This is a genomic window from Mycobacterium spongiae (assembly GCF_018278905.1).
In the GTDB taxonomy this organism is placed as follows: Bacteria; Actinomycetota; Actinomycetes; order Mycobacteriales; family Mycobacteriaceae; genus Mycobacterium; species Mycobacterium spongiae.
Genome location: NZ_CP046600.1, coordinates 2,276,120 through 2,290,085, shown reverse-complemented (window position 1 = coordinate 2,290,085; position 13,966 = coordinate 2,276,120). Strand labels below are relative to the sequence as shown.

The following is a 13,966-nucleotide window of genomic DNA, read 5'->3' as shown; positions in this document are numbered from 1 at the left end:
TCGATCACGCTAGCTCGATGAGATCGCGGTACTCGCTGGACCAGTAGTCCTCGGTACCGTCGGGCAGCAGCACGACTCGTTGCGGGACGAGCGCCTCAGCCGCACCTGGATCGTGCGTGACCAGCACCACCGCGCCTTGGTAGCTGCGCAACGCGTCGAGAACTTGCTCGCGCGAGGCAGGATCGAGATTGTTGGTCGGTTCGTCCAGCAACAGTACGTTCGCCGTCGAGGCGACCAAGCCCGCCAGAGCTAGTCGAGTCTTCTCACCGCCGGACAGGGTGCCGGCCAGTTGGTCGAGCTGCGAACCGCTGAACATGAACGCGCCCAATAGGCCACGCAGATCCTGCTCGCCGGAGTCCGGGGCCGCGTGCCGGATGTTCTGCCAGACGGTCGCCTCGATGTCGAGCGTGTCGTGCTCTTGCGCGAAATAGCCTATTCGCAAACCATGCCCGGCTTCCAGCGACCCGGCATCGGGCTGCTCGACGCCGGCCAACAATCGCAACAGTGTGGTCTTACCGGCGCCGTTGAGTCCCAGCACGACCACCCGCGACCCGCGGTCGATGGCCAGATCGACACCGGTAAAGACCTCCAGCGATCCGTAGGTCTTGCTTAGCCCATTGGCTACCAACGGAACACGCCCGCATGCCGCCGGGGTGGGGAATTTGATCCTCGCCACCTTGTCCGCGACCCGCTCCTCGTCGAGTGAGGCCATCATCCGGTCGGCTCGACGCAACATATTCTGGGCTGCAACGGCTTTGGTGGCCTTAGCACCCAATTTCGCGGCCTGCGTGCGCAACGCCGCGGCCTTGCGCTCGGCGTTGGTCCGCTCCCGGCGCCGACGCTGCTCGTCGGTGGCCCGGGCGTCAAGGTACTTCTGCCAGCCCATGTTGTAGATATCGATCTCCCCGCGCACGGCATCCAAGAACCAGACGCGGTTGACGACATCTGCCACCAGGTCCACGTTGTGGCTGATCATCACCAGACCACCGGTGTGTGCCCGCAAGAAATCCCGCAGCCAGCCAAGCGAATCCGCGTCGAGGTGGTTGGTTGGCTCGTCAAGCAGCAAAGTCGTCGACGAATTCGAGGTTCCCGAACCGCTATCCGAGGCGGCAAACAGAATGCGGGCCAATTCCACCCGGCGGCGCTGACCACCGGACAACGTGCGCAGTTGCTGAGTCAGCACCCGTTCAGGCAAGCCGAGACTGAAACAGATGCGACCGGCCTCGCTTTCCGCGCCGTAGCCGCCCAGAGCCACAAATCGCTCCTCGAGCTGACCGTAGCGGCGGATGGCCCGGTCGCGCTCGTCCTCGTCGGCGACCTCCGCCATCAACGCCTGCTGCTTCTCCAGATCGGTGAGCAGGACGTCGAGGCCGCGGGCGGACAATACTCGGTCGCGAGCCAAGACGTCGAGATCGCCCTCCTTAGGATCCTGTGGCAAGTAGCCGATTTCACCGGCACGGGTGACCGACCCCGCATACGGCTCACTCTCCCCCGCCAGGATGCGCAACGTGGTGGTCTTGCCCGCGCCGTTGCGTCCGACCAGCCCGATGCGATCGCCGGGCTGCACGCGCAAGTCAGGGCATTCGGGCGAGAGCAGGATGCGCGCACCAGCGCGGACCTCGAGGTCCGTGGCTGTGATCACCGTCGCATCCTTGTCGTCGTTGGGGTGTGGTGCCGCTACTTGTCATCGGTGAACACCGGCGGCCGTTTCTCGGCGCGTGCGGCAACGGCTTCTTCGAAGTTGGTGGTGAGCAGCCGCACGAAGAGCTGTCCGAGTCCCTCGGCCTGCATATGCGTCTCCAGACTGGCGGCGTCCAGTCCACTCCACAGCGTACGTTTCGTCAACTCAATTCCCGGTCGCGAGAAAGCCGCCATCCGCGTAGCGATCCCATAGCACGTGTCCAACAACTCGCTTTCCGGCACACGAGACGAAACCAGGCCGATACGCTCGGCCTCCTCGGCACTGACGTCGCGGCCCGTCAGCATGATCTCGAAGGCTCGCGACGAGCCGATAGCCCTGGGCAGCAGGTAGCTCAGCCCCAGTTCGCTGGCCGTCAGACCATTGTTGATCCCGGCCGCCCGGAAGTAGGCGCTTGTCGCGGCCACCCGGATGTCCGCGGCCAGAGCCAGACACAGGCCGCCACCGATGGCCGGCCCGTTCACCGCAGCGATCACCGGCTGGTGCAGCCGCCGCAGCGCGAGGATGACGTCATCGAGAAGCTCCATGGAGCGCAGGGCGTAGGTCGGCCGGGTCAACTTCTCGGCGTGTGGCACCGCACCCGCGGATTTGTGATCGGCGCCTGAGGAGAATCCGCGACCCGCTCCGGTCAGCACGACCACCCGCACCGAATTGTCGTAGTTGACCTTTTCCAGTGCCTCCTTGAGCGGCACCATGACGTCGAAGGCCATGGAGTTCATCCGCTCGGGCCGGTTGAGAGTGATCAGCGCAATCTGCGGCTGCGGGTGTTCAACAAGAACCAGACTCACCTGTGAAAGGTAGCGCGAAGCCCCGCGGCGACCTAATTGTCCGTACCGCTAAGCCCGCATCAGGTGTTTTCGGCTTCGACCGGGTCGGAAGCCCCCACCTCATAGGCCTTGAGCTGCTGCACCAGGTCCTCCAAGGCCGCCGGCGGCAACGCGCCCGCCTGGTTGAACAACAGCTGGCCCTTCTTGAAAGCCATAAGCGTGGGGATGGACCGGATCTGGGCGGCAGCTGCCAGTTCCTGCTCGGCTTCGGTATCGACCTTGGCGTGGACCACATCGGTGTGCTTCTCGGACGATGCCGTGAACGTCGGAGCGAAGGCACGGCATGGGCCGCACCACGAAGCCCAGAAGTCGACAAGCACCATGTCGTTGCCGTTGATGGTTTCGTTGAACTGCGCGGCAGTGAGGTCTTGGGTAGTCACGCCTGCCCTAACGCCGCGACCCGTTAGCTTGTTCCCGAGGCACCTCGGACGAGGTCGGCGCTGATCAGATCAGGCGCGGCCGCTCTGCCGCGGGGTCATTCTTGAGCTTGTGTGTCCTGAGGTGCTGGACCAGGTTGTCCATCACCGCGGCATCGGCAATGCCGCCCTGCTTGAACACCAGCTTGCCCTTGCGATAGGCCATCAGGGTAGGCATTAGGGTCACCTGAAGGATCTCCACCAGCTCCTTCTGCGTCTCCATGTTGACCTTGCCGTGCACCACGTCGAAGTGTTTGTTCGACGAGGCCTCATAGGTTGGTGTGAACACCTCACATGGCCCGCACTTGGGCGCCCAGAAGTAGACGAGCACGTTGTCGTGGGAGTCGATGGTGGGCTTGAAAACCGCCGGAGTGAGGTCTCGGGTAGGCACGTCGCCCCTAACGCAAGCGTGGTTCGGCCAACCATCTTGGTTGGTCAGACTATGTCGAGGGTACGTGCATGTCTTCGGAGCCGGGGTGTGGACCCTAGCGCACGACGGACGCCGCGGTGCGCCAGGACCGGTTGGTCAGTAGGCGCATGCCGTTGAGCGCGACGATGATCGTCGACCCCTCGTGACCGGCTACGCCCAGCGGTAGCGGCAGTTGCCCGAACAGGTCCCACAGGACGAGCACGGTGATAAAGGTCGCGGCGATCATCAGGTTGACGGTCACAACTCGACGAGCCCGCCGAGCTAGCCCGATGATCGTGGGGATCGTGTGCAGCTCGTCACGAACGGTGACGCCGTCCGCGGTCTGCAGGGTGAGGTCGGCACCTGCGCCCATGGCGACCGAGGTCCGGGCGGCGGCCATGGCCGGAGCATCGTTAACACCGTCGCCGACGACTAGCACCCGATGACCGTCGCTCTGTAAGCCGCGGACGGCCTCGACTTTCTGCTCCGGCAGCAAAGCCGAACGCACGTCGGTGATTCCGGCATGCTGGGCGACCCGCATGGCAGCGCGTCCGTTGTCACCGGTGAGCAGCACTGGGGGCGCCGCGGTCAGGTCTGCCAGCGACGCGACGGACGCGGCGGCGTCGGGACGAACCTCATCGGTGAGTCCGAGCACCCCGATCGCAACGCCGTCTAGCAAGACGATCGCGGCCGTCTCGCCGGTCTCGAGGATCGGCGCCAGTTCTGCCGGGGGGGCTCCCTGGTAGCTGTGCGGGCTGCAGATCTCCACGCAGTCGCGACCCACGGTGGCACGGACCCCGCGGCCCGGCAGTGCACGGAAGTCGTCAGCAGCGGGGATGGCGATGCCACGCCGACGAGCTTCCCCAACGATCGCCCGGCCGAGCGGGTGCTCGCTGGGTTGTTCTGCGGCAGCTGCCAATTGCAGTAGCCGCTCCACGCCCATCAGATCGTTCAGCGGTTCGACGGTGGCCAGTCGCGGGACGCCGCAGGTCAGTGTCCCGGTCTTGTCGAGGGCGACGATGCTCGTGTCGGCAAGGTGTTCGACGACCACCGTGGACTTGACCAGCACGCCGTGGCGGCCGGCGTTGGCGATCGCCGCAAGCAGCGGCGGCATGGTGGCCAGGACGACGGCGCACGGAGATGCCACAATCATGAACGTCATGGCGCGCAGTAACACCGGCTGTAGCGGTGCGCCGAGCAGCAACGGAACCGCGATGAGAGCAAGGGTGGCCCCCACCACACCGACCGAGTAGCGCTGTTCGATTTTCTCGATGAAGAGCTGGGTCTTGGCCTTGGTGGCCGAAGCTTCGGCGACGAGTTCGACAATCCGGGCGACCACCGTCTGCGATGGATCGCGGGTGACCACAACCTGCAAGACACCCGATCCGTTCACGGTGCCAGCAAAAACCTCGTCGCCGTTGGTCTTGCTCACCGGCAGTGATTCCCCGGTGATCGTGTGCTGGTCGACCTCAGAGGACCCCGACAGCACCACGCCGTCGGCGGATATCCGCTCCCCCGGCCGAACCAAGACGCGATCACCCACGGCCACGTCGCTGGCCGGAACCACGCGCTCGCGGCCGTCGCCATCCACCAGCACGGCCTGATCCGGCGCGAGGTTGAGCAAGCCCTTGACGGATTCCGCGGTGTGTTTGGTGGCAACGTCGTCGAGGGCACCCGAAGTCGCGAAAATCACGATCAGCAGCGCACCGTCGAAGATCTGACCGATCGCGACCGCTCCGATCGCCGCGACAATCATCAGCAAATCGACATCGAGGGCTTTGTTCCGCAACGCCTGCGCCCCAGCCCACGCTGAGCCCCACCCGCCCGCGAGGTAGCACGCCAAATACAGTGTCCACCAAACTGTTTGGGGTGCCCCGTTAAGCTGCGCAGCCAGCCCAGCAAGAAACAGCATCAGCGCGACCGCCGCCCAGCGGACGGAAACCACCGACCATAACGCTGTCCGCCAGCGCGAAGGCCGCGTGATGGGGTCCCGATCGCTGTCGAAAGGCACCTCGCGGCTCGTCGCTTCGAGGGCGGTCAAGGGCATGCCGGCGACCTCGCAAAGGGGTTGGTTTCGACCAAGGACGAGCCAAGTTTATAGATGGAGACGTCGGGGTATATCTCGGTTCTATTTCGGTATGTAATTGAATTAGCATCTGGCACAAGGTAAGCGGAAGCAGTCCTGCAGGCCTGGTGAGGCGCCGATACCGAACTGCGGGGCTCGCCGACCCACGCCGGCTCGAGGCCGCCGAGACGCATTTTTCGCGCCGACTTAGCTAACTCGTTTGCCTATCTTGACCCGGTTGCGACAATCACCCTTACGCACCCTTGCGCACCCTTGCGCACCCCTGCGCGGTGGAGCAGCGTCGAATGCCACCGGCACCCGCGCCCCAGCCAGGTTACGGTTGCGTACGTTTTCCGACGTCGGCCAGACTTGACGGCTGATCGGCCGGAATGAAGGGAACCGCATTGGGGCACTACATCGCCAACGTCCGCGATCTCGAGTTCAACCTGTTCGAGGTTCTCAACCTCGGCGCCGTCCTCGGTGCGGGCCGCTATAGCGATCTCGACGTTGACACGGCACGGACGATACTGGCCGAAGCTGCTCGGCTGGCAGAAGGCCCGATCGCCGACTCCTTCGGGTTCGCCGACCGCAATCCACCGGTATTCGACCCCGAGGCACACACCATCATCGTGCCGGAGGAATTGGCCAAGACGGTCGTGGCGATCAAAGAGGCCGGGTGGTGGCGGCTGGGCTTGGCCGAGGACATCGGCGGCATGCCTGCGCCCCCGCCGCTGACCTGGGCAGTCAACGAGATGATTTACTGCGCTAACCCATCGGCCTGCTTCTTCAACACGGGGCCGTTGATGGCTCAGGCGCTCTATGTCGAGGGCAACGAGCAGCAGCGACAGTGGGCAGCGATCGGTGTGGAGCGCGGCTGGCAGGCGACCATGGTGCTCACCGAACCCGACGCCGGCTCCGACGTCGGGGCAGGGCGCACCAAGGCTATCGAGCAAGCCGACGGTACCTGGCACATCGAAGGCGTCAAGCGCTTCATTTCTGGCGGCGACGTGGGCGATACGGCAGAGAACATCTTTCATCTCGTGCTGGCGCGGCCCGAGGGCGCCGGCCCGGGTACGAAAGGGCTGAGCCTGTTCTATGTGCCCAACTATCTTTTTGACCCAGAAACCTTGGATTTGGCCGCCCGCAACGGGGTTTACGCCACCGGGCTGGAACACAAGATGGGTCTGAAGTCCTCACCGACCTGCGAATTGACGTTTGGCGCCACCGATGTACCGGCCGTTGGCTACCTGGTCGGCGGCGTGCACAACGGAATTGCCCAGATGTTCACCGTCATCGAACACGCCCGCATGACGATTGGCGTCAAGGCCGCCGGTACGTTGTCCACGGGCTACCTCAACGCGCTCGCCTACGCCAAGGAACGGGTGCAGGGCGCCGACATCACCCAGATGACCGACAAGACCGCACCGCGGGTCACCATCATGCACCACCCGGATGTGCGCCGCAGCCTGATGACCCAAAAGGCGTACTCCGAGGGACTACGGGCGCTGTATCTCTATGCCGCCGCACATCAAGACGACGAAGTCGCACAACAGGTTTCGGGCGCTGACCATGGCATGGCGCACCGCGTCGACGATCTGCTGCTGCCTATTGTCAAAGGAGTGAGCTCGGAACGAGCCTACGAGACTCTGACCGAGTCCCTGCAAACCTTGGGCGGGTCGGGCTTTTTGGTCGACTACCCGATTGAGCAGTACATCCGCGACGCCAAGATCGATTCCCTCTACGAAGGCACCACAGCCATCCAGGCCCTGGACTTCTTTTTCCGAAAGATCGTCCGCGATCATGGCCAGGCACTCCAGTTCGTGATGGGCCGCGTGACCCACACCATCGAGAACATCAGCCCGGCGCTGAAGCCTCAAGCCGAGATCCTGCAAACCGCGCTCGATGATGTCACGGCGATGACGAGTGCGCTCACCGGCTACCTGATGTCGGCCGCACAACATCCGACCGACATCTACAAGGTCGGGCTGGCATCGGTGCGGTACCTGCTCGCCGTGGGCGACCTGTTGATCGGCTGGCTCCTGCTGGTGCAGGCCGGCGTCGCCCACGCCGCGCTCACGGAATCGCCGTCGAACGACCGCAGCAATGACACCGCGTTCTATCGGGGCAAGATCGCGGTTGCGACATTCTTCGCCAAGAACATGCTGCCGAAACTGACCGGGCTGCGCGCTGTCATCGAATCCATCGACGACGAGGTCATGCGCCTGCCCGAAGCTGCTTTCTGACAGTGCCGTTCAGACGGTGAAGCCGAGAGCGCGCAGCTGCTCGCGACCGTCTTCGGTGATCTTGTCCGGACCCCAGGGCGGGTTCCAGACCCAGTTGATGCGCATATCGCTGACCAGGCCGCTGCCGACCAACGCGCTGCGCGACTGGTCCTCGATGACATCGGTCAGCGGACAGGCCGCCGACGTCAACGTCATGTCGATCAGCGCGACGGTTCCTTCGTCGCCGTCTTGCACGTTCAGGCCATAGACCAACCCAAGGTCGACGACGTTGATCCCGAGCTCCGGGTCGACGACGTCACGCATCGCCTCCTCAAGATCGGCGAGCAACACCTCATCAGACGCGATTGATTCGCTCATCCCTCATCTCCTCAACGGCTCCGCTGGCTTGAGCCAGCGCGTCTTTGCACGCCATCCATCCGAGCAACGCGCACTTGATCCGCGCCGGATACTTGGCTACTCCGGCAAACGCAACCGCGTCGCCCAGGACATCCTCATCCCCCTGCACCGATCCACGCGAGGACACCATTTCAGTGAACGCCGCGATGGTCTTCAGGGCCTCTGGCACGCTCTGACCGATGACTTGCTGAGTCAGCACCGACGTCGCGGCCTGGCTGATCGAACATCCCTGCCCGTCATAGGATACATCCTCGATGCCGCCATCGTCGGCGGAAAGGGTTACCCGCAAGGTGATCTCGTCGCCGCAGACCGGGTTCACGTGGTAGACCTGTGCGGCGAACGGCTCGCGCAAACCGCGGTGTTGCGGGTGCTTATAGTGATCGAGGATCACGTCCTGATAGATCTGTTCCAGGCGCAACGGAACTCACGCCCTGCCGAAAAATTCGCGCGACCGTCGCACGCCGGCCACCAGCCGGTCCACTTCGTGGCTGGTGTTGTACACGGCAAATGACGCACGCGCGGTGGCTGCGACATCGAACCTGCGGTGCAGGGGTAACGCACAGTGGTGGCCGACCCGGACCGCGACGCCCTCGTCGTCGAGGACCTGGCCGACATCATGAGCGTGCACACCGTCAACGACAAACGACACCGGCGATCCGCGGTTGTCCATCGTCGTCGGTCCGACAATGCGGACGCCGTCGATACCAGCCAAACCCGCCAGTGCCGCCGCAACCAGCTCGCTTTCGTGGGCTTCGACGGCGTCCATACCGATGGCGCCGAGATAGCGCGCTGCGGCGGCCAACCCGACAACTTGGGATGTCATCGGAGTACCCGCCTCGAAGCGCTGCGGCGGCGGTGCGTACGTGCTGGCTTCCATGGTCACCGTTTCGATCATCGAGCCACCGGTAAGGAATGGCGGCATCGACGCGAGCAACTCCTGGCGACCATATAAGACACCGATTCCGTTGGGACCCAGCATCTTATGGCCAGAAAATACCGCGAAGTCGACATCTAGACCATGGAAGTCAACCGGCTGATGCGGTACCGACTGGCAGGCATCCAACACGGTCAGCGCGCCCACCGCCTTAGCCCGGGTGACCAACTCACGCACCGGTGTGATCGCGCCGGTCACATTCGAGTGATGGCTGAAGGCAACCACTTTGACGCGCTCGTCGAGGTCCAACGAGTCGAGGTCGATGCGGCCGCTGTCGGTAACGCCGTACCAGCGCAACGAAGCACCGGTACGCCTGGCCAGCTCTTGCCACGGGATCAGATTGGCGTGGTGCTCCAGCTCGGTGGTGACGATCACGTCACCGGGTCCGACCGCCCGGTCGAAACGCGTGTCCCCCAGGACATACGACACCAAATTGAGCGCCTCGGTAGCGTTCTTGGTGAAGACCACCTCGCCGGCGTCGGCGCCCACGAAGGCCGCGATGTCGGCCCTACCCTGCTCGTAGGCGTCTGTGGCCTCTTCCATCAGCTGGTGTGCGCCACGGTGCACCGCCCCGTAGGAGGTGGTGAGGAACTCGCGCTCGGCATCGAGCACCTGAACCGGACGCTGTGATGTCGCGCCGGAATCCAGGTAGGCCAGCTGATTTCCGCTTCGCATGACGCGTTTCAGAATCGGGAAGTCAGCGCGGATCGCGGCGAGATCCACTACTGGCGAGCGACGACCCAGTGAGATGGTCATGGCTATGCCTTCGCGGCCGCCTGCGTGAACCGCACGTAGCCGTTTTGCTCGAGTTCGTCGGCCAGCTCCGATCCACCGGATTCGGCGATGCGCCCGCCGATGAATACGTGCACGTATTCGGGATGGATGTAGCGCAGGATGCGGGTGTAGTGCGTGATCAACAGGATGCCACCGTGCTCGGATCCGGCGTAGCGGTTGACACCGTCGCTGACCACACGCAGGGCATCCACATCCAGGCCGGAGTCCGTCTCGTCCAGGATGGCAATCTTGGGCTTGAGCAGTTCCAGCTGCAGGATCTCGTGACGTTTCTTCTCGCCACCGGAGAAGCCCTCGTTGACACTCCGCTCTGCGAATGCCGGGTCGATGTCAAGCGCGGCCATCGCAGCTTTGACCTCCTTCACCCAGTGGCGCAGCTTGGGCGGCTCGCCGCGGATGGCAGTCGCGGCCGAGCGCAGAAAGTTCGACATCGAGACGCCCGGCACCTCGACGGGATACTGCATGGCCAAGAACAGTCCGGCCCGCGCGCGCTCGTCAATGCTCATCGCCAGCAGGTCCGCGCCGTCGAGGTGGACGGAACCCGAAGTCACTTGGTACTTGGGGTGGCCCGCGATCGCGTACGACAGCGTGGACTTGCCCGAGCCGTTGGGGCCCATCAGGGCGTGTATCTCACCGGATCTCACTGTGAGATTGACACCGTTGAGGATGGGAATGTCGCGCTCCCCGTCGGCAGCGTTGGGGTCTTCGACGCTGACATGGAGGTCTTTGATTTCCAGAGTCGTCATGTGACTGTCGTCTTCTCCGTTGCCTTTGATTCTGAGATTTCCAATTCGTGTTCGATGGCTGCGGTCAGGCGCTCACGCACCTCGGGTACGGCGATCTTGGAAATGATCTCGCCGAAGAAGCCGCGCACCACCAGCCTGCGCGCCTGCTCTTCCGGGATACCCCGGGAGCGGAGGTAGAACAACTGCTCGTCATCGAAACGGCCGGTTGCACTGGCGTGTCCAGCCCCGGCAATCTCCCCCGTTTCGATCTCCAGGTTGGGCACCGAGTCGGCGCGCGCGCCGTCGGTGAGCACCAGATTGCGGTTCACCTCGAAGGTGTCGGTGCCGGTGGCCTTCGCACGGATGAGGACATCGCCAACCCAAACGGTGTGCGCGTCGGGCAGTGATGAAGCTGGATCACCCTGCAGCGCACCCTTGTACAGCACGTTGGATCTGCAGTCGGGCTCGGCGTGGTCGACCAGCAACCGCGACTCGAGGTGCTGGCCATCGTCGGCGAAGTACAGGCCGAGGAGTTGAGCGTCGCCACCCGGGGCACAGAACCGCACGTTCGCTGACATCCGGACCACTTCGCCGCCCAGCGTCACGGTCACATGCCGCAGCGTCGCATCTTTACCCAATCGCGCATGGTGGGCGCTCAGGTGCACCGCGTCGTCGGCCCAGTCGGCGATCCACACAACGGTGAGCCGGGCGGCGTCGTCGACGACGAACTCGACGTTGTCCGCGTAGGTTCCGCTGCCTCGGTTGTCGACGACCACGACCGCTTCGCTTAGCTCCTCGACTCGGATCTGCAAGTGCCCGTAGGCTACCGCGCCCGCGCCGGGCCCTGCGACAGCGATGTTCACTGGCTCGGCGATCTGTGTGTCCCGTGCAACCGTAACCAGTGTGGCGGAATTGAACGACGAAAAGGCCTGCGCGGCAACACGGTCAGCGGGAGTGCCCCCCTGACCAAGGCGCGCCTCGCCGCGGCGAGCTCTGTCCACGGCTACGCCGGGCTGCTCGCTGACGGTGATCGAAGCGCTGCCGGAAGCCCCAGCCGAACCGTCGTGCAGACCACGCAACCGCCGCAACGGGGTGAACCGCCAGATTTCGTCGCGACCGTGGGGAACCTCGAAAGCATCCACGTCGAAGGAGGCGAACTGCTCTCCCTTGTTCGGTGCACTCCCTTCGACGGCTGCTGTCACGTCCTGAGCGGTCATCCGACCGCACCCTCCATCTGCAGCTCGATCAACCGGTTGAGCTCTAACGCATATTCCATCGGCAGTTCCTTAGCGATGGGCTCGACGAATCCGCGCACTACCATTGCCATCGCTTCGTCCTCAGTCAGCCCGCGACTCATCAGGTAGAAAAGCTGGTTCTCGCTGACCTTCGACACGGTGGCCTCATGCCCCATCGTGACGTCGTCCTCGCGGATGTCGACGTAAGGATAGGTGTCGCTGCGGCTGACCGTATCGACCAGCAGCGCATCGCATTTCACGCTGGACCGCGACCCTTGTGCACCCTTGTTGATCTGCACCAGGCCGCGGTAGGAAGTGCGGCCCCCGCCACGGGCAACGGACTTGGACACAATGTTGCTCGAGGTATTCGGTGCCAGGTGCAGCATTTTGGCGCCAGCGTCTTGGTGCTGATCTTCGCCGGCGAATGCCACCGACAGCACTTCTCCCTTGGCGTGCTCTCCGGTCATCCAGACTGCCGGATACTTCATCGTCACCTTGGACCCGATGTTGCCGTCGATCCACTCCATGGTGGCGCCGGCTTCGGCGCGCGCGCGCTTGGTGACCAAGTTGTAGACGTTGTTCGACCAGTTCTGGATGGTCGTATAGCGAACGCGTGCATGCGGTTTCACGATGATCTCGACCACCGCTGAGTGCAGTGAATCCGACTTGTAGATCGGTGCCGTGCAACCTTCAACGTAGTGCACGTACGAGCCTTCGTCAGCGATGATCAGCGTCCGCTCGAACTGACCCATGTTCTCGGTGTTGATCCGGAAATAGGCTTGCAGCGGGATATCGACGTGAACACCGGGCGGGACGTAGATGAAGCTACCCCCACTCCAGACCGCGGTGTTCAATGCCGAGAACTTGTTGTCGCCAGCAGGGATTACTGTCCCAAAATTCTCCTTGAAGATATCCGGGTGCTCACGCAACCCAGTATCAGTGTCCAGGAAGATGACTCCTTGGGACTCCAAATCCTCTCTGATCTGGTGATAGACAACTTCGCTCTCGTATTGCGCCGCGACGCCGGCAACCAGACGCTGTTTTTCCGCCTCGGGAATTCCCAGCCTGTCGTACGTATTCCGGATGTCCTCCGGCAAATCATCCCAGCTCGCGGCCTGCTTTTCGGTGGAGCGCACGAAGTACTTGATGTTGTCGAAGTCGATGCCCGCCAGGTCAGAGCCCCACAGCGGCATGGGCTTGCGCTCGAAGATGCGCAGCGCCTTCAGCCGGCGCTCCAGCATCCACTCTGGCTCATCCTTCTTCGCAGAGATGTCGCGGACAACCTCTTCGGAGAGCCCGCGTTGCGCGCCGGCCCCGGCAACATCGGAGTCCGCCCAGCCATACCCGTACCTACCCAGGGAGTCGATCGTCTCCTGCTGGTCCAACGGCTCGGCAATCCCCGATGCACTGGTGACTTCGGGCGTAAGTGTCATGTAGACGCTCCTTCGGTGCTCGTAGCGGGTGGACGCGGGCTGGGCGCCAGCGTTAGGGGTACGTGCGTGGTACATGCACAGTCGCCGTTGACGATCGTTGCCAACCGCTGGACATGGGTGCCCAGCACCTCGGCCATGGCCTGTTGCTCGGCTTCACACAACTCCGGGAATTCCTCGGCGACATGAGATACCGGGCAATGATGCTGGCAGATTTGCACACCGTGGATTGGCCCGCCCACCCGGGTGGTGGTGGCGACGTAGCCGGCTTTGGTGAGGGCGGTGGCGATGCGGTCGGCGGCCGCCTCCAGAGCGGCGTCGTTGTCGCTATCGGCTGCCTCGACATCGGCCAAGATCGCGTCGATGCGCCGCCGGGCGAATGTCCGCACGGCATCCTCACCGCCGATTTCCCGCAGCTGGCGCATTGCTGCCGACGCCAAGTCGTCGTAGGAATGCTCGAGCTTCGCCCGGCCCGCCGTGGTCAGCCGGTAGCGCTTAGCCGGCCGCCCGCGTCCCACGTGCTGCCATGACGCGGCTGGCGCGGATTCGGCGTCGCCCGCCTCGCGCAGCGCATCGAGATGGCGCCGCACGCCGGCGGCCGAAAGTCCCAGCCGATCACCGATCTCACCGGCCGTGATCGACCCCGACTCCAACAGCAACCGCACGATGGCCCGGCGGGTGTGCCCATCCGACCCGGCCGCGGGGGCTGCAGGGGCTGCAGCCAGCTCGGATTGGATTTTCACAACACCAGTGTGACGCAATTCCGAGAATCGGTCCAGTGGGCGTGCCCACTAT

General features: G+C 63.8%; 13 protein-coding genes. 1 reads left to right on the top strand and 12 read right to left on the bottom strand.

Features of this window, described 5'->3' with window-relative positions; genetic code table 11:
- Nucleotides 1-4: 4 nt before the first annotated feature.
- The 5 genes from F6B93_RS09455 to F6B93_RS09435 form a co-directional block, all read right to left on the bottom strand.
- Nucleotides 5-1,642 carry an ABC-F family ATP-binding cassette domain-containing protein gene (locus tag F6B93_RS09455; protein ID WP_211698868.1) on the bottom strand — a complete coding sequence of 546 codons (1,638 nt, stop codon included), beginning with the start codon at nucleotides 1,640-1,642 and terminating at the stop codon, nucleotides 5-7.
- Nucleotides 1,643-1,677: 35 nt separating this feature from the next.
- A complete protein-coding gene (locus tag F6B93_RS09450) occupies nucleotides 1,678-2,487 on the bottom strand; it encodes an enoyl-CoA hydratase (protein WP_211698867.1) in 810 nt (269 codons plus the stop codon).
- Nucleotides 2,488-2,546: 59 nt separating this feature from the next.
- A complete protein-coding gene (gene trxA, locus F6B93_RS09445; protein ID WP_211698866.1) occupies nucleotides 2,547-2,906 on the bottom strand; it encodes a thioredoxin in 360 nt (119 codons plus the stop codon).
- 64 nt (nucleotides 2,907-2,970) lie between these two features.
- Nucleotides 2,971-3,333: a thioredoxin family protein gene (locus tag F6B93_RS09440; RefSeq protein ID WP_211698865.1), complete on the bottom strand. Its 363-nt coding sequence runs from the start codon at nucleotides 3,331-3,333 to the stop codon at nucleotides 2,971-2,973.
- A 94-nt stretch (nucleotides 3,334-3,427) separates the two neighbouring features.
- Nucleotides 3,428-5,398, bottom strand: a complete 1,971-nt coding sequence (locus F6B93_RS09435) for a heavy metal translocating P-type ATPase (RefSeq protein WP_211698864.1) — start codon at nucleotides 5,396-5,398, stop codon at nucleotides 3,428-3,430.
- 422 nt (nucleotides 5,399-5,820) lie between these two features.
- On the opposite strand from F6B93_RS09435, the gene F6B93_RS09430 reads away from it, so the two are divergent.
- Nucleotides 5,821-7,659: an acyl-CoA dehydrogenase gene (locus F6B93_RS09430; protein WP_211699373.1), complete on the top strand. Its 1,839-nt coding sequence runs from the start codon at nucleotides 5,821-5,823 to the stop codon at nucleotides 7,657-7,659.
- A 9-nt stretch (nucleotides 7,660-7,668) separates the two neighbouring features.
- Here F6B93_RS09430 and F6B93_RS09425 read toward each other — a convergent pair whose 3' ends face one another.
- From F6B93_RS09425 to F6B93_RS09395, 7 genes are read right to left on the bottom strand one after another with little or no spacing between them, the layout of a single operon-like run.
- On the bottom strand, nucleotides 7,669-8,016 hold the full coding sequence (locus F6B93_RS09425; protein ID WP_211698863.1) for a metal-sulfur cluster assembly factor: 348 nt from the start codon (nucleotides 8,014-8,016) through the stop codon (nucleotides 7,669-7,671).
- Nucleotides 7,994-8,473, bottom strand: a complete 480-nt coding sequence (gene sufU, locus F6B93_RS09420; RefSeq protein ID WP_211698862.1) for a Fe-S cluster assembly sulfur transfer protein SufU — start codon at nucleotides 8,471-8,473, stop codon at nucleotides 7,994-7,996. Before sufU ends, F6B93_RS09425 begins: the two co-directional genes overlap by 23 nt.
- 6 nt (nucleotides 8,474-8,479) lie before the next feature.
- Nucleotides 8,480-9,745, bottom strand: a complete 1,266-nt coding sequence (locus F6B93_RS09415) for a cysteine desulfurase (protein WP_211698861.1) — start codon at nucleotides 9,743-9,745, stop codon at nucleotides 8,480-8,482.
- A 2-nt stretch (nucleotides 9,746-9,747) separates the two neighbouring features.
- Complete coding sequence (sufC, locus tag F6B93_RS09410; protein WP_211698860.1) at nucleotides 9,748-10,527, bottom strand: Fe-S cluster assembly ATPase SufC; 780 nt, start codon at nucleotides 10,525-10,527, stop codon at nucleotides 9,748-9,750.
- Nucleotides 10,524-11,723, bottom strand: coding sequence for a Fe-S cluster assembly protein SufD (sufD, locus tag F6B93_RS09405; protein WP_211698859.1), 1,200 nt, complete (start codon nucleotides 11,721-11,723; stop codon nucleotides 10,524-10,526). Before sufD ends, sufC begins: the two co-directional genes overlap by 4 nt.
- The gene (gene sufB / locus F6B93_RS09400) at nucleotides 11,720-13,174 is read right to left on the bottom strand and encodes a Fe-S cluster assembly protein SufB (protein WP_211698858.1); all 1,455 of its coding nucleotides are present in this window, start codon (nucleotides 13,172-13,174) and stop codon (nucleotides 11,720-11,722) included. The genes sufD and sufB overlap by 4 nt, the downstream gene beginning before the upstream one ends.
- Nucleotides 13,171-13,950, bottom strand: a complete 780-nt coding sequence (locus F6B93_RS09395; protein WP_211699372.1) for a helix-turn-helix transcriptional regulator — start codon at nucleotides 13,948-13,950, stop codon at nucleotides 13,171-13,173. The genes sufB and F6B93_RS09395 overlap by 4 nt, the downstream gene beginning before the upstream one ends.
- Nucleotides 13,951-13,966: the final 16 nt, after the last annotated feature.